Below are 22,440 nucleotides of genomic sequence, written 5' to 3'. Positions count from 1 at the left end.
TCCCGGTGTCACCCGACACCGACTCCCCAGTGGCTGCCCGGCTTGCGCTGTTTTACGCCGCCCGAGTGCGGCATGCGGCGCCTGTGGCCGATTCCGCCCCCAATTCCCATACAGGAAGACGATCGTCGTTCCCCGAAGATTCCCGGCGAACGAAAAATTCCGGCCAAGGAGCCCCCAATTCCCGGCCGGATGGCCCGCCGCACCGCGTGCCGGTTGCGGGGAGGCGATGTGCCGTAATGGCAGGACAACTGCCCACCTGCTGCCGGCCTTCCGCGGGCGGCGCGCCCGCTCGCTCCTTCGAGATACCCGTGGGTCGGTAGTAGGCTCACGCCGTTTGTTGACGCACATGTGTACCCCCGGGACGGAGGGGGTCCGAGCTGGGGGAGGCCATGCGCTTTCGCGGGAAGTCCATCCGCCGGAAGATCGTGGCGCTGCTTCTCGTGCCGCTGCTGTCCCTGACCGCCATCTGGGCCTTCGCGACGGTCCTCACCGGCCGCGAGGCACAATCGTTGTTCAACGTGTCCCACATCGTCGAAGAGGTCGGCTACCCCACCGAGGACACCGTCCGCGTCCTGCAGCAGGAGCGCCGCCAGACCCTCGTGTATCTCGCCGACCCGCGCGCCTCCGACTCCCTCGCCGCGCTGCGCCGCAGCCGCGCCGCCACCGACGAGATGGTGGCCAAACTCCGTCGCAACAGCAAGGACGAGGACCTGCAGGAGGACATGGGGGAGGGCACCGCCGAGCGCCTCACCTCCATCCTGGACGCCCTGGACGGCATGACGTCGCTGCGCCGCAGCGTCGAGGACGGCACCGTCAACCGCTCCCAGGCCCTCGACCTCTACAACCGTCTCGTCGACCCCTGCTTCACGCTGCTGGCCAATCTCCACCTCCTGGACAACGTGGAGATGGACAAACAGGGCCGCGCTCTGGTCAACGTCTTCCGCGCCCGCGAACTGCTCTCCCGCGAGGACGCCCTCCTCGGTTCCGCACTCGTCGCCGGCCGGCTCACCCGCCACGACATCCACGACGTCTCCGTCCTCGTCACCCAGCGCTCCCTGATGTACGACGTCAGCCTGCCGCTGCTGCCGGCCTCGGAGAGCCAACGCTTCCAGCGCTACTGGAAGAACGCCGACACCGCGCCGCTGCGAGTGGCCGAACAGGCCGTCGGCGACGCCGCTCCCGGCATCCCGCACGGAGTCACCGCCAAGAGCTGGGACGAAGCCGCCGGCCAAGTCCTGGACCGGCTGGACCGGATGAGCACGCAGGCCGACGACCGCTACCAGGACCGCGTCCGCCCCCTCGCCGTCAACGTCGTCATCAAAGCGGCCATCCCCGGCGTCCTGGGCCTCATCGCCCTGCTGGTCTCCCTGGTCATGTCCGTCCGGATCGGTCGCGCCCTCATCCGCGACCTGCGCCGCCTGCGCCTCGAGGCCCACGAGGCGTCCGGGGTGCGGCTGCCCAGCGTCATGCGCCGCCTCTCGGCGGGCGAACAGGTCGACGTCGAGACCGAGGTGCCCCGACTGGAGTACGACAAGAACGAGATCGGCGAGGTCGGCCAGGCCCTGAACACCCTGCAGCGCGCCGCCGTCGAGGCCGCCGTCAAGCAGGCCGAGCTGCGCGCCGGTGTCTCCGAGGTCTTCGTCAACCTCGCCCGCCGCAGCCAGGTCCTGCTGCACAAGCAGCTCACCCTGCTCGACGCCATGGAGCGCAGGACGGACGACACCGAAGAGCTCGCCGACCTGTTCCGCCTCGACCACCTCACCACGCGCATGCGCCGCCACGCCGAGGGTCTCGTCATCCTCTCCGGCGCCGCCCCCTCCCGGCAGTGGCGCAGGCCCATCCAGCTGATGGACGTGGTCCGCGCCGCCGTCGCCGAGGTCGAGGACTACGAACGCATCGAGGTGCGCCGGCTGCCCCGCGTCGCCGTCACCGGGCCCGCCGTCGCCGACCTCACCCACCTGGTGGCCGAGCTTCTGGAGAACGCCACGGTGTTCTCGCCGCCGCACACCGCCGTGCAGGTCGTCGGCGAGCGCGTCGCCAACGGCTTCACCCTGGAGATCCACGACCGCGGTCTCGGCATGACCGCCGAGGCGCTCATGGACGCCAACCTGCGGCTGGCCGAAACGCCGGAATTCGAGCTCTCCGACACCGACCGGCTCGGCCTCTTCGTGGTCAGCCGGCTGGCCCGGCGGCAGGGCGTCCGCGTCTCCCTCCAGCCGTCCCCGTACGGCGGCACCACGGCCGTCGTCCTCATTCCCGACACACTCCTCACCGACGACGTCCCGGACACCAACGGCATCGGCTTCCGTCTCGACCGCGCTCTGCCCGACACGGCGTCCGGCACCCACAAGGACCGCGCCTCGGCACTGCCCCACGCCCCCGTGAGACTCCCGGGTGTCCCCGCGTCGATCCTGGACGGCCCCGTCGAGCTCGAAGCCCCCATCGACTTGGACGCGGTCGACGACTTCACGGGCGCCCTCGACGACCAGGACGACGAACCTGGCGTCTTCCGGCCCCGCCGGTCCCTCGCGGACTTCCCGCGCGAGCAACACCAGCAGGCACGCGACACACGGCGCGAGGCCGCCCGCCCCGGCGACACCGACAACCCGGGTGCCCCGGTACCGCTGCCGCGCCGCCGCGCCCCCAAGCTGGTCAGCTCCCACGGCCGCCCGGTGACCGGGCAGGGACCGCGGCCGTCCGCGGCCGACGAGGAGCAGAACCCGCTCGACCGCGGTGGGACGGAGCTCCAGGATGACCGTCGGCTGTCCGGCCACTCCGGGGAACCCAAGGCCGGTGCCGTACGTTCGTACGATGATCGCACCGAGGTGTCTGCCCTGCCCCAGCGGCGCCGTACCCGGCCCCCGTCCGGCCCGGACGGGACCACGGCCAACCGGGAGGCGGCGGCCGGAGGGGCGGACGCGGGCGCGGGCCCGCTGCCCCGCCGGGTACGGCAGGCCAGCCTCGCCCCGCAGTTGAAGGACGGGCCCGGCCGCCGCGCCGAACGCGGGCAGTCGGGCACCGCCGAGCGGGCGGGGCGCGCCGAGCGCGACGCCGACGAGGTTCGCAGCCGTTTCGCCTCGCTCCAGCGGGGCTGGCAGCGCGGCCGCGAGGAGAACGCCGCGGGCGACGAGGCCCAGGACGGCTCAGCACGAGGAACGACAGAGGGGGACGGTCGATGACCGCACCGAAGGCCGCAGGGCCCATCGCGACCAACAAGGTGTCGGGGGAGCTGAACTGGCTCCTCGACGACCTGGTGGAGCGCGTCGCCAGCATCCGCAAGGCGCTCGTGCTCTCCAGCGACGGTCTGCCCACAGGGGTCTCCAAGGAGCTGAGCCGGGAGGACAGCGAACACCTGGCCGCGGTCGCCTCCGGATTCCACAGCCTCGCCAAGGGCGTCGGCCGCCACTTCGACGCCGGCGGGGTCCGCCAGACCATCGTCGAACTCGACGAGGCGTTCCTGTTCGTCACCGCCGCCGGCGACGGCAGTTGCCTCGCCGTCCTGTCGGACGCCGACTCCGACGTCGGGCAGGTGGCCTACGAGATGACCCTTCTCGTCAAACGGGTCGGTACGCATCTGGGGTCCGCTCCGCGCACCGATCTGCCCTCGGGCGGGTAGTGGGACGGTATGAGCCCAGACGGTCAGGGAAGCAGCCACTGGTTCGACGACGAGGCCGGACCGGTGGTTCGTCCGTACGCCATGACGCGCGGCCGCACCAGCCACGAGGTGCAGCACCGCCTCGACCTGATCGCGGTGGTCGTCACCGAGCCGCACGTGAACGATCCCGAGAGGGACCCGTCGCTGTCCCCGGAGCACGTGGACATCGTGGAACGGTGCCGTGACACCCCCCAGTCGGTCGCCGAGCTCGCCGCCGAGCTCGATCTGCCCGTCGGCGTGGTGCGGGTCCTCGTCGGCGACCTGGTGGATGAGGAACTGGTCCACGTCTCCCGTCCCGTACCGCCCGCCGAGCTGGTGGACGAGAGCGTCCTGCGCGATGTGATCAACGGCCTGCGAGCCTTGTGATCCGGTGGTGCCGCGCGCTCCGGCCGAGTGCGCGGGCACCCCAGCGGGCGGCGTCGACGTGCCCTTCCGCGCGCGGACCGGCGCCGTAACCCCCGCCCCGATATGATCCAAGTGATCGTCGGCCACCCACCGCAGCGTGCCGATCACCGACCTGCGGGCAGGGATCCGAGCAGCGCGATCGGAGAGACGGACGTGACCAAGGGCTGGCAGTTCTGGGTCGACCGCGGCGGCACCTTCACCGACGTCGTCGCGCGCCGTCCGGACGGCCGGCTGCTCACCCACAAGCTGCTGTCGGACAACCCCCACCGGTACGCGGACGCCGCCGTCGCGGGTGTACGCGCACTCCTCGAGGACAGCGGCCCCGTCGACGCCGTCCGCATGGGCACCACCGTCGCCACCAACGCCCTGCTGGAACGCAAGGGCGAACGCACCCTCCTCGTCATCACCCGCGGCTTCCGCGACGCCCTGCGCATCGCGTACCAGAACCGCCCGCACATCTTCGCCCGCGCGATCGAGTTGCCCGAGCTGCTGTACGAGCGGGCCGTCGAGGTCGACGAACGCATCACCGCCGACGGCACCGTCCTGCGCGCCCCCGACCTGGACGCCCTCACCGGACCGCTGCGGGAGGCGTACGGCGACGGGATCCGCGCGATCGCCGTGGTCTGCATGCACAGCCATCTGCACCCCGCCCACGAGCGGGCCATCGGCGAGCTCGCCGCCCGCATCGGCTTCCCGCAGATCTCGCTGTCCAGCGAGGTCAGCCCCCTGATGAAACTGGTGCCGCGCGGCGACACGACCGTCGTCGACGCCTACCTCTCGCCCGTCCTGCGCCGCTACGTCCAGCACGTCGCCGACGAACTGCGGGGCGTGCGGCTGATGTTCATGCAGTCCAACGGCGGACTGGCGGAAGCCGGGCAGTTCCGCGGCAAGGACGCCATCCTGTCCGGGCCCGCGGGCGGCATCGTCGGCATGGCCCGGATGTCGCAGCTCGCCGGTCACGACCGTGTCATCGGCTTCGACATGGGCGGCACCTCCACGGACGTCTCGCACTTCGCCGGCGAGTACGAACGCGTCTTCACCACGCGGATCGCCGGAGTGCGGCTGCGGGCCCCCATGCTCGACATCCACACGGTCGCGGCGGGCGGCGGCTCCATCCTCCACTTCGACGGCTCCCGCTACCGCGTAGGGCCGGACTCGGCGGGCGCGGACCCAGGACCCGTCTGCTACCGCGGCGGCGGCCCGCTGACCGTCACCGACGCCAACGTGATGCTGGGGCGCATCCAGCCCGATCACTTCCCGCGCGTGTTCGGCCCCGACGGAGACCAGCCCCTGGACGACGCGCTCGTCCGCGAGTGCTTTGCAGCCCTCGCCCGCGACATCCGCGAGCGGACCGGGGACGAGCGCACTCCCGAGCAGGTCGCCGAGGGCTACCTGCAGATCGCCGTCGCCGACGTCGCGGGCGCCGTCAAGCGGATCTCGGTGCAGAAGGGCCACGACGTCACCCGCTACGCGCTCACCACCTTCGGCGGAGCAGGCGGCCAGCACGCGTGCCTGGTCGCCGACTCCCTGGGCATCCGCACCGTCCTCGTACCGCCCATGGCGGGAGTGCTCTCCGCGCTCGGCATCGGGCTCGCCGACACCACCGCCATGCGCGAACAGTCCGTCGAGGCACCCCTGGAGCCCGCCTCGATGCCCGGCGTCCTGAAGACCGCCGACGACCTCGAGAGCGCCGCCCGCGCCGAACTCCTCGCCGAGGACGTGCCCGAGGACCGCATCCGGGTCACCCGCCGCGCCCAGGTGCGCTACGACGGCACCGACACCGCGCTCACCGTCGAGCTGACCGAACCCGGCACGATGCGGCACGCCTTCGAAGAACGTCATCGCGCCACGTACTCCTTCACGCTCGACCGCCCGATCGTCGTCGAAGCCCTCTCCGTGGAAGCCACCGGCGTCACCGAACCCCCCGATCTCTCCGCCCTCGCCCCATACGAAGGCCACTGCGCCGCGCCCGAGACCGTCCGCCTCCACACGGGCGGCGCCTGGCGCGACGCACCTCTCCACCGCCGGGAGCATCTGCCTCCCGGCGAAGCCGTCACCGGCCCGGCGATCATCACCGAGGCCGGCGCGACGACCGTCGTCGACGACGGCTGGCGTGCCGTGGCCCGAGACGACGGGCATCTGGTCATGGAACGCGTGGCGATTACGGAGAGTTCCCGCCCGGACACAGAAGTCGATCCGGTCCTGCTCGAGGTCTTCAACAACCTGTTCATGTCGATCGCCGAACAGATGGGCGCCCGCCTCGAGTCCACCGCCCAGTCCGTCAACATCAAGGAACGCCTGGACTTCTCCTGCGCCCTCTTCGACCCCGAGGGCAACCTGGTCGCCAACGCGCCGCACATCCCCGTGCATTTGGGCTCGATGGGGACCAGCGTCAAGGAGGTCGTCCGCCGACGCGGCAAAAGCATGCGCCCCGGCGACACCTACGCCGTCAACGACCCCTACCACGGCGGCACCCACCTGCCCGACATCACCGTCATCACGCCCGTCTTCGACACGGACGGTGACCGGATCCTCTTCCACGTCGCCTCCCGAGGTCACCATGCGGAGATCGGCGGCATCGCGCCCGGCTCCATGCCCGCGCGCAGCCGCACCATCGAGGAGGAAGGCGTCCTCTTCGACAACTGGCTGCTCGCCGAGGGCGGCCGCTTCCGCGAAGAGGAGACGCTCCGTCTGCTGACCGAGGCGCGCCACCCGTCACGCAACCCGAAGACCAACCTCGCCGACCTGCGCGCCCAGATCGCCGCCAACCGCAAAGGCGTCGACGAAGTCGGCCGCATGATCGAGGACTTCGGGCTCGACGTGGTGCAGGCGTACATGAAGCACGTCCAGGACAATGCGGAGGAGGCCGTGCGCCGCGTCATCGACGCCCTGGACGACGGCGAGTACGCCTACGAAACCGACTCAGGAGCCGTCATCCGCGTCCGGGTCCGCGTGGACCGCGAGAACCGCTGCGCGGCCATCGACTTCACCGGCACGTCCGCGCAGCTCCCGACCAACTTCAATGCGCCGTTGTCGGTGGTGAATGCCGCCGTCCTGTACGTCTTCCGGACTCTGATCGCCGACGACATCCCCCTCAACGACGGCTGTCTGCGGCCCCTCGACATCATCGTCCCGCCCGGCTGCCTGCTGGCCCCCGAGTACCCGGCCGCCGTCGTCGCCGGGAACGTCGAGACCTCCCAGGCCATCACCGGGGCCCTGTACGCCGCGCTCGGGGTGCAGGCCGAGGGCTCCGGCACCATGAACAACGTCTCCTTCGGCAACGACCGGTACCAGTACTACGAGACGGTGGCCTCCGGATCCGGCGCCGGTGACGGCTTCCCGGGCGCGCCCGTGGTGCAGACCCACATGACCAACTCGCGCCTGACGGACCCGGAGGTCCTGGAGTGGCGACTGCCGGTCCTGCTCGAGGAGTTCGCGGTGCGCCGCGGCAGCGGCGGCGCCGGACGGTGGCGCGGCGGGGACGGTGCGGTGCGCCGCATCCGCTTCCGGGAGTCCATGACCGTCTCCATGCTCTCCCAGCACCGCAGGATCCCGCCCTATGGCATGGCCGGTGGCCGGCCCGGAACCCTCGGCGCCAACCGGGTGGAGCGCGCGGACGGGACCGTGGTGCGCCTCGCCGGCAGTGATGCGGCAGACGTCGGCCCGGGCGACGTACTCGTCATCGAAACCCCCGGCGGCGGAGGTTACGGACCGCCGCCGTCCGATCCCCGTCGAGCAGGAGAAGAGAACGATGATCTTCGGGCGCAGTGAGCGCGGCAAGCCTTCCGTCGAGCCCGTCACGCTCAAGATCCTCGTGGCCGGCGGTTTCGGCGTGGGCAAGACGACCCTCGTCGGCGCGGTAAGCGAGATCAGGCCGCTGCGCACCGAGGAGGTGCTCACGGAGGCGGGCCGCCCGGTGGACGACACCCGTGGTGTGGAGGGCAAGCACACCACCACCGTCGCCATGGACTTCGGCCGCATCACCCTCCGCGAGGACCTGGTCCTCTACCTGTTCGGGACGCCCGGCCAGGACCGCTTCTGGTTCCTGTGGGACGAACTGGCCACCGGTGCACTGGGCGCCGTCGTCCTCGTCGACACCCGCCGCCTGGAGGACTGCTTCGCCGCGGTCGACTACTTCGAGCGCCGCTCCATCCCATTCGCCGTCGCCGTCAACTGCTTCGACGGCGCGACCCGCCACCGGGCCGAGGACATACGGCAGGCCCTCGACCTGGACGACGACGTACCGGTCGTCCTCTGTGACGCCCGCGAGCGGGAGTCCGTCAAGGAGGTGCTGATCGAGGTCGTCCGGCACGCCGGGACACACACGGCCGACGGCCGCGCGAGCGTTGCCACCTGATTCCGCGGACACGCAGGGGCGGCCCGTACCCCCGCCGACCGGGGTACGAGCCGCCGTAGCGCACGCGTGGCTCAGCCGACACGCACGCGCGCGTGGCTCATGGGAGACGCACGCGCGCGTTCACGTGCGGGTCAGTCCGCCTCGTCCTCCTGCCAGCCGAAGCTCTTCTCCACGGCCTTGCGCCAGTTGCGGTACTCCCGGTCGCGGTCCGACGCCTCCATGGCGGGCGTCCACTCGACGTCCTTCTGCCAGTGCGACTTGAGCTCGTCGAGGTCGTTCCACACCCCGGTCGCGAGACCGGCCGCGTACGCGGCGCCCAGGCAGGTCGTCTCGGAGACCTTCGGCCGGATCACCGGCACGCCGAGCACGTCCGCCTGGTGCTGCATCAGCAGGTTGTTCTTCGTCATGCCGCCGTCGACCTTCAGGGTGGTGATCGGCACCCCGGAGTCCTGGTACATGGCGTCCACGACCTCACGCGTCTGCCAGCTCGTCGCCTCCAGCACCGCCCGCGCCAGGTGTGCCTTGGTGACGTAGCGGGTGAGCCCGGTGACCACCCCGCGCGCGTCGGAGCGCCAGTAGGGGGCGAACAGGCCGGAGAAGGCGGGCACGATGTACGCCCCGCCGTTGTCGTCGACGCTCGCCGCAAGCGTCTCGATCTCGTCCGCGGTGCGGATGATGCCGAGCTGGTCGCGGAACCACTGCACGAGCGCACCGGTGATCGCGATCGACCCCTCCAGACAGTAGACCGGCGCTTCCTCACCGATCTTGTAGCCCATGGTCGTCAACAGCCCGTTCTTCGACGGCACCGGCCGGTTGCCGGTGTTGAGCAGCAGGAAGCTGCCCGTGCCGTAGGTGTTCTTCGCCGTCCCCACGTCGTAGCAGGCCTGCCCGAACACCGCCGCCTGCTGGTCGCCCAGCGCGGAGGCGACGGGGACGCCCGCGAGTTGGCCGACAGCGGTCCCGTACACCTCGGAGGAGGACCTGATCTCCGGGAGGATCGCCTCCGGGACGTTCATTGCGGACAGGATGGAGGGATCCCACTGGAGCGTCTGAAGATTCATCAGCATCGTGCGCCCCGCGTTGGTGACGTCGGTGACGTGCCGTCCGCCGTCGGTGCCGCCGGTCAGGTTCCAGATCAACCAGGAGTCGATGGTGCCGAACGCGATCTCGCCGCGCTCGGCCCGTGCCCTGAGCCCGGGCACGTTGTCCAGCAGCCAGGCCGCCTTGGGCCCGGAGAAGTAACTCGCGAGCGGTAGCCCGGTCTGCTCGCGGAAGCGGTCCTGCCCATCGGGGCCGCCGAGTTCGTTGCACAGCGCGGCCGTCCGGGTGTCCTGCCAGACGATCGCGTTGTGCACCGGCTTGCCCGTGGCGCGGTCCCACAGGACCGTGGTCTCACGCTGGTTGGTGATGCCGAGCGCGGCTATCTGGTCGGCGCGCAGCCCGGCCTTGGCGATGGCGCCCGCGACCACCGCCTGCACCTTGGACCAGATCTCCGTGGCGTCGTGCTCCACCCAGCCCGGCTTGGGGAAGATCTGGCGGTGTTCGCGCTGGTCCACGGCGACGATCCCGCCGCTGTGGTCGAAGACGATGCAGCGGCTGGATGTGGTGCCCTGGTCGATAGCGGCGACGTACTTGCGGTCGTGGTCCGTCATGACGTCCCCTTCGTCAAAGGGTCAGAAGGCTGCTTTGTACACAAGGGCCGAAAGCGCACCGCCGATCAGCGGTCCTACCACCGGGATCCACGCGTAGCCCCAGTCCGACCCGCCCTTGTTGGGGATCGGCAGCAAGGCGTGGGTGATGCGCGGGCCGAGGTCCCGGGCGGGATTGATCGCGTATCCGGTGGGCCCGCCGAGGGAGAGGCCGATGCCGACGACGAGCAGGGAGACGAGCAGGATGCCGATGCCCGAGCCGTACGCCGTCGTGCCGGGGATGATGCCGATGCCGGTGCCGAGGTTCTTGCCGAAGAACAGGATGGGCAGCACCAGACCCGCGGTCGCGATGATCTCGGTGATCAGGTTGGCGACCGGATTACGGATCTCCGGGGCGGTGGAGAAGATCCCGAGCGTGGGCTGGGCCCTGTCCTCGTCGGCGTTCGCCTGGAACTGGGCGAAGTAGACGAGCCAGGTCAGCACGGCGCCGAGGATCGCGCCCGCCATCTGGCCCAGCAGGTAGTACGGGACGTCTTCCCACTTGGTGATGCCGGCGATGGCGAGGCCGATGGTCACCGCCGGGTTGAGGTGTCCGCCGGACTTGGGGGCGGCGGTGTAGGCGCCCGCGAGGACGCCGAAGCCCCAGCCGAAGGCGATGACGACCCAGCCCGCGCCTTTGGCCTTGGAGTAGTGCAGGGTGACGGCGGCGCAGACTCCCGCGCCGAACAGGATGAGTACGGCCGTGCCGATCAACTCGCCGACGAAGATGCTTGCATGCGTCATGGCGGCTCCTAGGCCCTCGCCCGGGGTCCGTCCGGCCCCGTGTCGGTCCTCCGTGCAGGGTTGCGTTTCCCTTGGCGACTTCAGCCGAAGGCAGGGAGGGTCCCGAACCCCGCCCGGCGTCCGCGACGAGCGTGCCTGTGCAGCGGAACCGCCTGTGGGGGACGACCCCTTGGTACTGGTGTGGGCCTCGGGTCGCATGACCGAATACGCCCGAATGCGGCGATGCCGACTGACATCCGGAAGTGTTCTCCCGCACCCACGGAGCGTCAAGGCAGGTGACGTAAACGGTGGGCAGGCATCCGCAGGAGCGGGGAGAGCAGACGGGCGCGGCGTGGTGTCAGCGGCCGCCCGGGACGCCCGCGGGGGTCGGAGCCGGGAGCGAGCCGCGGCGGATCTCGTGGCCCGGCAGACCGGCCCGGCCGAGGACCCAACTCGCGCCGCGCAGCGCCTTCGCGGCCTGCTTGAGGGGGGCGAGACACGCTGCCGCCTGACGGTGGTCGGTCACGCTGCCGGGTGCGCACAGGACCGTGGCCAGCGACAGCGTGACCGTGCGCCCGCCCGCCGACCAGGGGGAGTCCAGCACCGACGCCGCCAGCGGATCGAGCCTCTCCGGATCGGCCAGCACCAGGAAGTCGTCCCCGCCGATGTGCCCCACGCTCGTGCTCCCCGACGCCGCGCCCTGCAACGCCCGCCCGACCGCACGAATGAGCTCGTCACCGGCGGCGAACCCCGCCCCGTCGTTGACCTGCTTGAAGTGGTCGACGTCCAGCCAGCTCAGCGCGAACACCCGTCCGTCCGCGATCCGCCGGTCCACCTCAGCGGTGATGGCGTCCGACCCGGGCAGCCGGGTCAGCGGATTGAGCCCCGCCGCCTCCTCGACCCGGCTCTCGGCCAGCGCCCGTACGAGGTCCGCGAGCCGTACGACGCCCAGGCACCGCCCCTGCCGGTCGACCACCGCCACGTCGTCCGAGGTGCGGTCCCGCTCGCCGTCCGCGACCACGTCGAGCACCTCCCAGGCCGTGGCGCCGATGCCGACCGTGCGCGGCGGATCACCCAGCTTCGCGGCGGGCCGGTCGGCGTACAGCGCATGCCCGTACCGCCCCGACATCGACAGCAGGAACCGCGAACGGTGCACAGATCGGACCGGCACCCCGCCCCGGTCCACCAGCAGCACTCCGGACACCTCCGGTGACCCGGTGAGCAGCGCCCGCACCTGACCGGCCGAGGCCGTCGCGGGCAGCAGCGCGGCGGGCCGCAGGAACTGCCGCACCGACGGCCCGCTACGCGGGGTCGCGGGCTCGGATGGGGCCATCATCGGAACGTATACGTCCACGGCAGGCCGCCGGGACGGCGGCGCGAACAGATCACCCTGCGCCAACTGCGCGCCCGCCGCCCGTGCCGCCGCACACTGCTTCTCGGTCTCCACCCCTTCGACCGACAGCAACGCGTCCAGCTGCTCGCAGAGCGTCCCCATGGCCCGCACCGCGGCCGACCGCGTCAGCAGGGACGCGTCGAGCTTCATCAGATCCGGCGCCATGTCCGCCAGCAGGCGCAGCGGTGCATCGCCGTCGCCGACTCCGTCCGCGCAGATCCGGAATCCCTCGCCCCGCAGCACGCCCACGGCGTCCAACAGGGCCCGGTGCGGTACGTGCGTGTAGGGCGGACCGACGTCGACCGTGACCTCCCACGGCAGCCGCCCCGCCTGGCGCACGGCCTGCCGCAGGGCCGTGAGGCCGCCGAGATCGGCGAGCGTCGCCGCGAACACGTTGACGTGCAGCGGCAGGAGGGTCTCCTTGCGCGCCGCCGCGCCGACCGCCAAGGCGGCCAGACCGCCGTCGAGTTCAGGGTCCCGGCGAGCCTGCGCGAGGACATCGCCGGTTTCCGGGCGCGCGAGGATCTCCAGTGCCGCCACCCCTCCGGTCGTCAGATTGACCACCGGCTGGAAGGCGAAGCGGATGCTGTCCGTCCAGGAGGGCACGGCAGCATGATGGCGTCCTCGGCACCCGCCGAGGCCCAGTTCATGACCTGTTCACACAGCATCCCCGAGTGGTCACACAGCGTACGAGTGTCGCCGGGTCACCGCATCGCGATCACCGCCGACCCGTGTCCGAACAGCCCCTGGTTCGCGGTGATCCCGATCCGTGCCTCCGCCACCTGGCGGTCGCCCGCCTCACCCCGCAACTGCCAGGTCAGCTCGCACACCTGGGCGATCGCCTGCGCCGGGACGGCCTCGCCGAAGGACGCGAGGCCGCCGCTCACGTTGACCGGTATGCGCCCGCCGAGCGCCGTGGCTCCCTCTCTCAGCAGCTTGGCCCCCTCGCCCTGCGCGCACAGGCCCAGGTCTTCGTACCACTGCAGTTCCAGGGCGGTGGACAGGTCGTAGACCTCGGCGAGGGAGAGGTCCTCGGGCCCGATCGCCGCCTCCTCGTAGGCGGCTCGCGCGATCGACGCGCGGAACGTCTCGGATGCCGGCTCGACCGCCACAGCCGAGTCGGTGGCGATGTCGGGCAGGTCCAGCACGGTATTGGGATAGCGCGGCGTCACCGTGGACACCGCCCGGATACGCACCGGCCGCGCCGCACCGTGCCGGTGCGCGAACTCCATACTCGACAGCACGAGCGCCGCCCCGCCGTCCGAGGTCGCGCAGATGTCGAGGAGCCGCAGCGGGTCGGCCACCACCGCCGAGGCGGCGACCTCATCGGCGGTGACCCGCTTGCGGTACCGGGCGTGGGGATTGAGTGCCCCCATGGCCGCGTTCTTCACCTTGACCCGGGCGAAGTCGTCGACCGTGTCCCCGTGGACGGCCATCCGGCGGCGGGCGTACAGACCGAAGTACGCCGGGTTGGTCGCCCCGAGGATCCGGAACCGCAGCCAGTCCGGATCGTCGGGCCGGTCACCGCCCGCGGGGCGGAAGAACCCCTTGGGGGCCGCGTCGGCGCCGACCACCAGCACCACGTCTGCGAGCCCCGCAAGGATCTGAGCCCGTGCGGTGCCGACCGCCTGCGCCCCCGAAGCGCACGCCGCGTACACGCTCGTCACCCGCGCCCCCTGCCAGCCGAGCGCCTTGGCGAACGTCGCCCCCGCCACGTACCCGGGATACCCACCCCGCACGGTGTCCGCGCCCACGATCGAGCCGACGTCCCGCCAGTCGATCCCCGCGTCGATGAGCGCCGCCCGCGCGGCCACCGTCCCGTACGCGACGAAGCCGCGTCCCCCTTTGCCCCACGGATGCATGCCCGCGCCGAGCACCGCCACGTCGTCCGTCATCCCGTCACCCCCGTCGGCCGCCAGTGCCATGTCGTCCAGGTCGTCTCCGCGTCCTCGTGCAGCACGCCGGGGACGACCTCCGCCTCCATGCCCACCGCCAGATCGGCGACGGCCACCCCCGGAACCGCCTGCCCGAGCACCACGATCCGCTCTGCTTCCAGTTCCACCGCGATCAACGCGTAGGGCCGCCACGGAAGTTCCGGATTCGTGACATAGGGTGACGGTGGTCGGTAACGAGTGTCGGTGTACGACCAGATTCGCCCTCGTTTGGAAAGTGACAGTTCGATGATGTCGCCGCCTGTGCAGCCGGGGTTGCGGCAGAAGGCGTCCTCGCGCGGAAAGAACACCGACCGGCAGGCGGAGCACCTTGTGCCGACGAGACGGAAATCTTCTCCCTCGCCCGTGAACCATCCGGCCACCACAGGGGTACGGATGCGTGCCATGGCCCCTCCCGAGCACCGATCTGACGGAACGTCAGGAGTCTGCCACGTGCTCCGGGAAATCGGCAGACGCGCCGCAGAACGGCGCAGGCGTCCTTCCCCCGCCGAAGCCCGACTGATAAATGCAAGGGACATGACACGTTCCTCGGTCGTCGTACGAAGCCTCGTCACCGCGCTAGCCGCACTCCTCGCCGTCGTGTCCGCCTCGGCCACCGCCCCCGCCGCGCCGCAGCCCAAGGCGCCCTCGGACTTCGTCGCGCTGAGATCCGTGGACCCGACGATCCTCCAGGAGATCCGGTACTTCACCCCGCACAACTTCGTCGGTGAGCGCATCGACGGCTACCAACAGCCCCTGTGCCTCCTCACCCGCCCGGCCGCCGAAGCGCTCCACAAGGCACAGGCCGAGCTGGTGCGCGAGGGCTACACGCTCAAGGTCTACGACTGCTACCGGCCGCAACGCGCCGTCGACCACTTCGTGCGCTGGGCCAAGGACCTCGACGACCAGAGGATGAAGGCCGAGTTCTATCCGCGGGTCGACAAGACCCGCCTGTTCGCGGACGGCTACATCGCGGAGAAGTCCGGGCACAGCCGCGGATCCACCATGGACCTGACGATCGTCCGACTGCCCGCCGGGCCGACCCGTCCCTACGTTCCCGGCCGGCCGCTCGTGCCGTGCTACGCGCCGAAGGCCGAGCGCTTTCCCGACAACTCCGTCGACATGGGCACGGGATTCGACTGCTTCGACACACTGGCCCACACGGACGACCCCCGCATCGTCGGCGAGCAGCGCGCCAACAGGCAGCTCCTGAAACGCACCCTCGAGGGCCTCGGCTTCGTCAACCTCGCCGAGGAGTGGTGGCACTACACCTTCAAGCCAGAGCCCTACCCGGACACCTACTTCGACTTCCCCGTGTCCATGAAGTCGCTGACGTCCTCCCCTTGAGCCGCCCCCGGAAGACGACGCACAGATGATCGGATACAGTCCGCCACGTGTCCGAATCCCCGATCCCGTCCGCCTTCGACTCCGTGCCGGACTCCCACTGTTCGAGCTGCGGAGCGTCCTACGGAGAGGGCATCTCCGGCTGGCCCCGCACCTGCGCCGCCTGCGGCACGGTGGCCTACCGCAACCCACTGCCCGTCGCGGTCGCCCTCCAGCCCGTGTACGACACCAAGGGCACGTCCCTCGTCGTCATCACCCGGACCGTCCCGCCCGCGCGCGGGGGCATCGCCCTGCCCGGAGGGTTCATCGACCACCGGGAGGACTGGAGGCACGCCGTCGTCCGGGAGCTGAAGGAGGAGACCGGCATCGGCGCCGCCGCCCGCGACGTGCGGCTCGTCGACGCGATGAGCTCGCCCGACGGCCACCTGCTGCTGTTCGGGCTTCTCCCGGAGCGTCCGGCCGCGGACCTTCCCCCGTCCACCGGCACGGACGAGACCGAGGGCTGGCAGCTCCTGCGCCGACCCGCCGAACTCGCCTTCCCCCTGCACACGCTGGCAGTGCAGGGGTGGTTCGAGGGCCGCTACGTGTGAGCCCACGCGGGACGCGCAGCACAGCCTCGCGCGCGTCCCGCCCGGATCACGCGTGGTCCAGGCCCCGTACCCGCACCGGATACGCCGGTTCGCTGCGGCCTTCGTCCGTCTCCCGCCGGACCACCACCCGACGCCCCTTCCACCGCGTCAGATAGCGCTCGACCTCCGGCTCCTCCCAGCCGTCGCCCGCGTCGGGCACCACCGTCCCGCCGCCGGACCGCCCCCGCGCGGGCGCCCAGACCTCCAGCTCCAGGCCTCCGTCGGCACCCCGTACGGGCAGGACGGCGCCCGCACGCGCGAACACCGGGATCCGGCCCAGGGGCGCGTCCACCACCTTGTGGCCCGCCCCTTCGTACACCGCCTCGGTCACCGTGTCGTACCAGCGGCCGGGCGGCAGCAGCACCGTCCGCCGGACCGCGCCGGCCTCCAGCACCGGTGCCACCAGGAGGCTGTCGCCGAGCAGGAAGGCGTCTTCGCAGTTCCTCAGTGCCCTGTCCTCGGGCGCGCCCCACCACAGGGGTCGCACATAGGGCGCACCCGTGCGGCGCGCCAGATGCGCCAGGGTGACGAAGTACGGCAGCAGCCGCCGTCGCTCGGCGAGCGCCACGCGTGCGTGCTTCAGAACGTCGTCGCCGAACTCCCAGGGCTCCCGTCGCCCGGCGCGCAGACTCGCATGGGTGCGGAACAGCGGCAAGTAGGCGGCGAGTTGCAACCAGCGCAGATACAGCTCCGGCGACGGACTCCCGTCGAAGCCGCCGACGTCCGGCCCGGAGTACGGCACACCGCACAGCCCGAGTCCCATCACCAGCGACAGCGAGGCGCGCAGCCCCGGCCAGCCCGTGGCAACGTCCCCGGACCAGGTCCCGCCGTAGCGCTGCATGCCGACCCACCCGGAGCGGGAGAAGAGGAACGGCCGCTGATCGGGGACGAGGCCGCGCAGCCCCTCGTACGCGGCACGCGCCATGCACAGGGCATACACGTTGTGGGCCTCCCGGTGGTCACCGCCACGGCCCTCCAACGCGTGCCGGGCCGAGCGCGGCAGGGTGTTCTCCCCGAAGGCGGTGAACGACACCGGCTCGTTCATGTCGTGCCAGAACCCCGCGAAGCCCTGGGCGAGTCGCTCCTGGTACAGCCCGCCCCACCACTCACGCACGCGCGCGTGCGTGAAGTCGGGGTAGACGGTCTCACCGGGCCACGCGACCCCTTCCACCGGTCGCCCCGACGCGTCCCGCACGAACGCGTCCCTCGCGTGCCCGCTGTCGTACACGGGATCGCCCGGCTCGGCCTTGACCGCGGGGTCGACGATCGACACCAGGCGGATCCCGTCCCGGCGCAGATCCTCGGCGAGCACCGGCAGCTTCGGGAAGCGGTCCCGGTCGACGGAGAACACCCGGTGGCCGTCGAGGTGATCGATGTCGAGATGGACGGCATCTAGCGGAAGGTCGCGCTCCGAATAGCCGGCGACGATCCGGCGTACCTCCTGCTCGCTGCCGAAGCCCCACCGCGCGTGATGGTGCCCCAGTGCCCAGGCCGGCGGCACGGCCGGCACCCCGGTCAGCGACGCCCAGACGCGCAGCACGCGCGCGGGGGTGCCCAGCATCACCCAGCACCGCAGCGGCCCGCCGTCCATCCGCACCTCACAGGCTCCGGCCCGGTCGTGCCCGGAGCCCGCACCCTCCTCACCCTCGCGCAACGTCACCGTGCCGTCCCACGAGGTGTCGTGGAAGACCAGGTGCGTGCCCGCGTCGGCCACCACCATCTGGACCGGCATGGTGATGTAGAGGGGGTCGTCGCCGGGCCCGAAGGGCCGCCCCGGGTCCGTGTTCCACAGCCGGTACGTCCCGTCGCGCAGTCGCGGCCCCCCGACCCGCCCGCCCAGCCCGAAGAATCGCGCGTCGGGCGCCACTTCCGCTCGCTGCATCCAGCGCGCGCCGCCCCCGCCCGCCGGCTCCCACCACCGGGGCGGCAGGTCCCGGCGCAGGGTCACGCCACCGGGCGTACACACCTCGATCGCTCCGTGCCGCGACACCACGACCGTGACGCGCTCCGCCACGACACGCCAGCCGCCGTCCTTGTCCGGCTCCAGCAGCGCCCGCGGATCCGGCTCGGGACAGCGGCCCGCGAGGGCATAGGACGGCTCCGGCGCCACCCCGTCCCAGCCCCAGAACACGGCCCCGTTCACGGCGACCATCACCCGCAGCTCGGTGCGCGCGAACCGCACGACACCCCCGCCCGGCCCGGGCTCCACGTCCCGCACGGGCCCCGGCACCCGCGCCCGCTCCGCGCCCCGCCGCGGCAACCCGGTGGCATCGGCACGCCGCCTGCGCCAGGCGGCCCGCACGGTGCGCAGGCCCCCTGCCGCACCCCCCGAACCGACCGCTTTCACCGAACGCACCAGGTCACGACCGTCCATGCTGCTCACCCTGCCACTGACGTCCTCGTACAGGGGTACCGTTCAACTGCCGTTCACCTGTGTTCTGAGCACAGCGTCGCGATGCCGACTATGTGGGGCACACCCTGGTGCAGAAGTCGATCACATGGCATCGTCCGTGTCAGCCGCGTGACGCGCACACCCCAGCACGTGCGCGGACCACGCACACGACGCGCACAGTCCGGGAGCCGCCCCATGACCTCAGCGAACCCCACGCCTCTCTGGCAGCCCGACGCCGACCGCATCGCCCGGGCACAGATCACCCGGTTCCAGGCCTGGGCGGCGGAACGCCACGGAGCACCCGCCGAGGGCGGCTACCCAGCGCTGCACCGCTGGTCGGTGGACGAGCTGGAGACCTTCTGGAAGGCCGTCACGGAGTGGTTCGACGTACGGTTCAGCACGCCGTACGCGCGCGTGCTCGGCAACCGTTTGATGCCGGGCGCCGAATGGTTCCCCGGGGCGACCCTGAACTACGCCGAACACGCCCTGCGTGCGGCAGCCACCCGAGCCGACGACCCCGCCCTGCTGGCCGTCGACGAGACCCACGAGCCCCGCCCGGTCACCTGGTCCGAGCTGCGTCGCCAGGTCGGCTCGCTCGCCGCCGAACTGCGCGCCCTCGGCGTACGCCCCGGAGACCGCGTCAGCGGCTACCTGCCCAACATCCCCGAGGCCGTCGTCGCCCTCCTCGCCACGGCTGCCGTCGGTGGCGTGTGGACCTCCTGCGCACCCGACTTCGGAGCCCGCAGCGTCCTGGACCGCTTCCAGCAGGTCGAGCCCGTCGTCCTGATCACGGTCGACGGCTACCGCTACGGCGGCAAGGAGCACGACCGCCGCGAGACCGTCGCCGAACTCCGCCGCGAACTGCCCACCCTACGAGCCGTCGTCCACATCCCGCTCCTCGGCACCGACGCCCCCGAAGGCGCCCTGGAATGGTCGGCCCTGACCTCGGCGGACGTCGAGCCCGTCTTCGAGCAGGTGCCCTTCGACCACCCGCTGTGGGTGCTGTACTCCTCGGGCACCACCGGCTTGCCCAAGGCCATCGTCCAGTCCCAGGGCGGCATCCTGATCGAGCACCTCAAGCAGCTCGGCCTGCACTGCGACCTCGGCCCCGACAGCCGCCTCTTCTGGTACACGTCCACCGGCTGGATGATGTGGAACTTCCTCGTCTCCGGCCTGCTGACGGGCACCACGATCGTCCTGTACGACGGCAGCCCCGGCCACCCCGACACCGGCGCCCAGTGGCGCGTCGCCGAACGCACCGGGGCCACGCTCTTCGGCACGTCCGCCGCGTACGTCATGGCCTGCCGCAAGGCGGGCGTGCACCCGGCCCGCGACTACGACCTCACGAGGGTGCAGTGCGTGGCCACCACCGGCTCGCCGCTGCCACCGGACGGCTTCGCCTGGCTGCACGACGAGGTCCGCGATGACCTGTGGATCGCCTCCGTCAGCGGCGGCACCGACGTGTGCTCCTGCTTCGCGGGAGCCGTACCGTCTCTTCCCGTCTACATCGGCGAACTCCAGGCGCCCGGCCTCGGCACCGACCTGCAGTCCTGGGACCCCAGCGGCACGGCCCTCATCGACGAGGTCGGGGAGCTGGTCGTCACCAACCCCATGCCCTCCATGCCGATCCGCTTCTGGAACGACCCCGACGGCAGCCGCTACCACGAAAGCTACTTCGCCATGTATCCGGGAGTGTGGCGCCACGGCGACTGGATCACCGTCACCTCCCGCGGTTCCGTGATCATCCACGGACGCTCGGACTCCACGCTCAACCGCCAGGGCGTCCGCATGGGGTCGGCCGACATCTACGAAGTCGTGGAACGCCTCCCCGAGATCAGGGAGTCCCTCGTCATCGGCATCGAACAGCCCGACGGCGGCTACTGGATGCCCCTGTTCGTCCACCTGGCCCCCGAGGCCGTCCTGGACGACGCCCTGCTGAACAGCATCAAGCAGACCATCCGCGAACAGCTCTCACCACGCCACGTCCCCGACGAGATCATCGAAGTCCCGGGCGTCCCGCACACCCTCACGGGCAAGCGCATCGAGGTCCCGGTCAAACGCCTCCTGCAGGGCGCCCCGCTGGAAAAGGCCGTGAACCCTGGCTCCATCGACAATCTCGACCTGCTCCATTTCTACGAGGACCTGGCCCGCAAACGCGCCTGACGCACCCAGTCCCGTCCGCCCCGCGACGGCCTGCCGGCCACCTCGACCGGCAGGCCGTTGTCAGCGCCGCCCGTTACGTTGAGTGAAGACAGATCACTGTACGTAGGGGGAACCATGCCGCACACCGAGCAGCGGGCCATGCGACGCGTCCTGCGCCGCGAGATCGCCGGCACCATCGGCCTGTTGACCGACGAACACGACTTCACCGCGATGCGGCGCTACCGCACCTTCACCTTCGACGACCACACGACCTACCTTCAACAGGTGGAAGCCCTGCTCAGGACCCTCGCCGCTCAGGGCAGCCACACGACGGTCGCCCTCTTCGACCCTGAGGAGTACGCGGAGTTCTGCGCCCGCAACAATCTGGAACCGGACGCCCCGTCCAGCCGCACCCGCTTCACCGCGGAACTGGCCGCCACCGGACCAGCCATCCCGTACGAAGGACAGCCCCTGGCCGAACTCGTCCCCGACCTGATCGACGAGGCAGTGCGGCAGGCCACCTGGCAATACGCGACCAATGTGCTGGCCCGGCTGGGCGCGTGCGCCTCCTGCGGCGAGGACATCGGGCGCTCGGCCTTCGCGCACGCCTCCCACCTGATCGCCCGCATCCTCGACACCGCGAGCCCCGGGCACCGACACCTCGTGTGCAGCGTCTCCGCCGCACCCGAGACACTCGTCGCCGTGCTCCACGCGGACGAAGCCCCCGACGGCACGGCCCACCTCGACGAGACCGAGGCACTGGAATTCACCAGCGTCCTCGCTCTCGGCATCGCCACCCACAGCGCCGGCGGCCTCGTCATGCGCACCACAGCGCCCGGCAGCCCCGACCGTGTCTACGGGTGGCGCCTGCGCGGCGAACGACTGCAACCACTCACCGCAGCAGAGGTTTTCGACGCCTACTGCACCGACATCGAGTCCGGTGACCTGGTCTCGCCCGAATCCGGTGTCGACTACTGCACCCCACCCGACCTCGGAGACGACGGCCGCACACCCGGCCACGCTCATTGAACGAGCGAGGGGCGCCCCACCAGAAGGCGGAGCGCCCCTCGCCGCACGACGCCGGAGCGACGACGCGTGCCGACTACTCGCCGGACAGCACCGTCTGAGCCGCCCTGCGCGCCTCGTCGGCGGTGTCCGCGGCACGCGCGGCCGCCGCGGCACGCTCGCACTGCGCCAGCGTGTACTTCGCCAGCGTCGCCCGGACATAGGGAATCGACGCAGCACCCATGGACAAGGAGGTGACGCCCAGACCGGTCAGCACGCACGCCAGCAGCGGATCCGACGCGGCCTCACCGCAGACACCGCAGCTCTTGCCCTCGGCCTTCGCCGCCTCCGCGGACAGCGCGACCAGGTCGAGCAGCGCCGGCTGCCACGGATCCTGCAGACGCGACACCGCACCCACCTGACGGTCCGCGGCGAACGTGTACTGCGCGAGGTCGTTGGTCCCCAGCGACAGGAACTCGACCTCCTGGAGGATCGACCGAGCCCGCAGCGCGGCCGACGGGATCTCCACCATGGCACCGAACTTCGCCCGCAGCCCGGCCTCACGGCACGCGTCAGCGAACGCCTTGGCGTCGGTGCGGTCGGCGACCATCGGCGCCATGACCTCGAGGTAGACCGGCAGCCCCTCCGCGGCCTTCGCGAGCGCCGTCAGCTGGGTGCGCAGCACCTCCGGGTGGTCGAGCAGCGTCCGCAGACCGCGCACACCCAGCGCCGGGTTCGGCTCGTCCGCCGGGGTCAGGAAGTCCAGCGGTTTGTCC

Annotated in this window: 16 protein-coding genes (1 of these 16 cut by a window edge); 9 read left to right on the top strand and 7 right to left on the bottom strand. The window is 71.3% G+C overall.

Annotated features, from left to right (window positions below; translation table 11 throughout):
* Window positions 1-389 precede the first annotated feature (389 nt).
* The 5 genes from N8I84_RS07635 to N8I84_RS07615 all read left to right on the top strand — a co-directional run bounded on the left by N8I84_RS07635 (window position 390) and on the right by N8I84_RS07615 (window position 8,417).
* The gene (locus tag N8I84_RS07635; protein WP_263228844.1) at window positions 390-3,179 is read left to right on the top strand and encodes a sensor histidine kinase; all 2,790 of its coding nucleotides are present in this window, start codon (window positions 390-392) and stop codon (window positions 3,177-3,179) included.
* Window positions 3,176-3,616, top strand: coding sequence for a roadblock/LC7 domain-containing protein (locus N8I84_RS07630; protein ID WP_263228843.1), 441 nt, complete (start codon window positions 3,176-3,178; stop codon window positions 3,614-3,616). Before N8I84_RS07635 ends, N8I84_RS07630 begins: the two co-directional genes overlap by 4 nt.
* A gap of 9 nt (window positions 3,617-3,625) precedes the next feature.
* Window positions 3,626-4,021, top strand: a complete 396-nt coding sequence (locus N8I84_RS07625; RefSeq protein WP_263228842.1) for a DUF742 domain-containing protein — start codon at window positions 3,626-3,628, stop codon at window positions 4,019-4,021.
* A gap of 192 nt (window positions 4,022-4,213) precedes the next feature.
* Window positions 4,214-7,831, top strand: a complete 3,618-nt coding sequence (locus N8I84_RS07620) for a hydantoinase B/oxoprolinase family protein (RefSeq protein WP_263228841.1) — start codon at window positions 4,214-4,216, stop codon at window positions 7,829-7,831.
* The gene (locus tag N8I84_RS07615) at window positions 7,812-8,417 is read left to right on the top strand and encodes a GTP-binding protein (protein ID WP_263228840.1); all 606 of its coding nucleotides are present in this window, start codon (window positions 7,812-7,814) and stop codon (window positions 8,415-8,417) included. Before N8I84_RS07620 ends, N8I84_RS07615 begins: the two co-directional genes overlap by 20 nt.
* A gap of 131 nt (window positions 8,418-8,548) precedes the next feature.
* On the opposite strand, the gene glpK is transcribed toward N8I84_RS07615, so the two are convergent.
* The 5 genes from glpK to N8I84_RS07590 all read right to left on the bottom strand — a co-directional run bounded on the left by glpK (window position 8,549) and on the right by N8I84_RS07590 (window position 14,538).
* Complete coding sequence (gene glpK, locus N8I84_RS07610) at window positions 8,549-10,069, bottom strand: glycerol kinase GlpK (RefSeq protein ID WP_263228839.1); 1,521 nt, start codon at window positions 10,067-10,069, stop codon at window positions 8,549-8,551.
* A 21-nt stretch (window positions 10,070-10,090) separates the two neighbouring features.
* Window positions 10,091-10,849 (bottom strand): MIP/aquaporin family protein, encoded by a 759-nt coding sequence (locus N8I84_RS07605; RefSeq protein WP_263228838.1) that lies wholly within the window; start codon window positions 10,847-10,849, stop codon window positions 10,091-10,093.
* A gap of 337 nt (window positions 10,850-11,186) precedes the next feature.
* Window positions 11,187-12,827 (bottom strand): GGDEF domain-containing protein, encoded by a 1,641-nt coding sequence (locus N8I84_RS07600; RefSeq protein ID WP_263228837.1) that lies wholly within the window; start codon window positions 12,825-12,827, stop codon window positions 11,187-11,189.
* A gap of 98 nt (window positions 12,828-12,925) precedes the next feature.
* A complete protein-coding gene (locus N8I84_RS07595) occupies window positions 12,926-14,116 on the bottom strand; it encodes a lipid-transfer protein (protein WP_263228836.1) in 1,191 nt (396 codons plus the stop codon).
* Complete coding sequence (locus tag N8I84_RS07590; RefSeq protein ID WP_263234690.1) at window positions 14,113-14,538, bottom strand: Zn-ribbon domain-containing OB-fold protein; 426 nt, start codon at window positions 14,536-14,538, stop codon at window positions 14,113-14,115. The genes N8I84_RS07595 and N8I84_RS07590 overlap by 4 nt, the downstream gene beginning before the upstream one ends.
* Window positions 14,539-14,689: 151 nt before the next feature.
* Here N8I84_RS07590 and N8I84_RS07585 point away from each other — a divergent pair, with 151 nt between their 5' ends.
* Together N8I84_RS07585 and N8I84_RS07580 are read left to right on the top strand one after the other, a co-directional pair.
* Window positions 14,690-15,499, top strand: coding sequence for a M15 family metallopeptidase (locus N8I84_RS07585; protein ID WP_263228835.1), 810 nt, complete (start codon window positions 14,690-14,692; stop codon window positions 15,497-15,499).
* Window positions 15,500-15,546: 47 nt separating this feature from the next.
* Window positions 15,547-16,086, top strand: coding sequence for an NUDIX domain-containing protein (locus N8I84_RS07580; protein ID WP_263228834.1), 540 nt, complete (start codon window positions 15,547-15,549; stop codon window positions 16,084-16,086).
* Window positions 16,087-16,132: 46 nt separating this feature from the next.
* Here N8I84_RS07580 and N8I84_RS07575 read toward each other — a convergent pair whose 3' ends face one another.
* The gene (locus tag N8I84_RS07575; protein ID WP_263228833.1) at window positions 16,133-18,499 is read right to left on the bottom strand and encodes a glycoside hydrolase family 31 protein; all 2,367 of its coding nucleotides are present in this window, start codon (window positions 18,497-18,499) and stop codon (window positions 16,133-16,135) included.
* A gap of 213 nt (window positions 18,500-18,712) precedes the next feature.
* On the opposite strand from N8I84_RS07575, the gene N8I84_RS07570 reads away from it, so the two are divergent.
* Together N8I84_RS07570 and N8I84_RS07565 are read left to right on the top strand one after the other, a co-directional pair.
* Window positions 18,713-20,680 carry an acetoacetate--CoA ligase gene (locus N8I84_RS07570; RefSeq protein WP_263228832.1) on the top strand — a complete coding sequence of 656 codons (1,968 nt, stop codon included), beginning with the start codon at window positions 18,713-18,715 and terminating at the stop codon, window positions 20,678-20,680.
* Between the two features lie 114 nt (window positions 20,681-20,794).
* On the top strand, window positions 20,795-21,688 hold the full coding sequence (locus N8I84_RS07565) for a hypothetical protein (protein WP_263228831.1): 894 nt from the start codon (window positions 20,795-20,797) through the stop codon (window positions 21,686-21,688).
* Between the two features lie 73 nt (window positions 21,689-21,761).
* Here the strand turns inward: N8I84_RS07565 and ptsP are convergent, their stop codons facing one another.
* A protein-coding gene (gene ptsP / locus N8I84_RS07560) for a phosphoenolpyruvate--protein phosphotransferase (RefSeq protein ID WP_263228830.1) crosses the window boundary here: on the bottom strand, window positions 21,762-22,440 show its end. The gene runs 992 nt beyond the window's last position; only the last 679 of its 1,671 coding nucleotides appear in the window; its start codon lies beyond the right edge, outside the window — the gene reads right to left on this strand; it ends in the stop codon at window positions 21,762-21,764.

Origin of the sequence: Streptomyces cynarae, from assembly GCF_025642135.1 — a bacterium.
GTDB lineage: Bacteria > Actinomycetota > Actinomycetes > Streptomycetales > Streptomycetaceae > Streptomyces > Streptomyces cynarae.
The sequence above is the reverse complement of the archived record's forward strand: the minus strand, read 5'-3'. Positions and strand labels throughout refer to the sequence as shown.

Excerpts from the sequence above, each read along its gene's own strand:
- N8I84_RS07635 (WP_263228844.1), top strand. The coding sequence starts at position 390 with ATGCGCTTTCGCGGGAAGTCCATCCGCCGGAAGATCGTGGCGCTGCTT.
- N8I84_RS07630 (WP_263228843.1), top strand. The coding sequence starts at position 3,176 with ATGACCGCACCGAAGGCCGCAGGGCCCATCGCGACCAACAAGGTGTCG.
- N8I84_RS07625 (WP_263228842.1), top strand. The coding sequence starts at position 3,626 with ATGAGCCCAGACGGTCAGGGAAGCAGCCACTGGTTCGACGACGAGGCC.
- N8I84_RS07615 (WP_263228840.1), top strand. The coding sequence starts at position 7,812 with ATGATCTTCGGGCGCAGTGAGCGCGGCAAGCCTTCCGTCGAGCCCGTC.
- glpK (WP_263228839.1), bottom strand. The coding sequence starts at position 10,069 with ATGACGGACCACGACCGCAAGTACGTCGCCGCTATCGACCAGGGCACC.
- N8I84_RS07605 (WP_263228838.1), bottom strand. The coding sequence starts at position 10,849 with ATGACGCATGCAAGCATCTTCGTCGGCGAGTTGATCGGCACGGCCGTA.
- N8I84_RS07595 (WP_263228836.1), bottom strand. The coding sequence starts at position 14,116 with ATGACGGACGACGTGGCGGTGCTCGGCGCGGGCATGCATCCGTGGGGC.
- N8I84_RS07585 (WP_263228835.1), top strand. The coding sequence starts at position 14,690 with ATGACACGTTCCTCGGTCGTCGTACGAAGCCTCGTCACCGCGCTAGCC.
- N8I84_RS07575 (WP_263228833.1), bottom strand. The coding sequence starts at position 18,499 with ATGGACGGTCGTGACCTGGTGCGTTCGGTGAAAGCGGTCGGTTCGGGG.
- N8I84_RS07570 (WP_263228832.1), top strand. The coding sequence starts at position 18,713 with ATGACCTCAGCGAACCCCACGCCTCTCTGGCAGCCCGACGCCGACCGC.
- N8I84_RS07565 (WP_263228831.1), top strand. The coding sequence starts at position 20,795 with ATGCCGCACACCGAGCAGCGGGCCATGCGACGCGTCCTGCGCCGCGAG.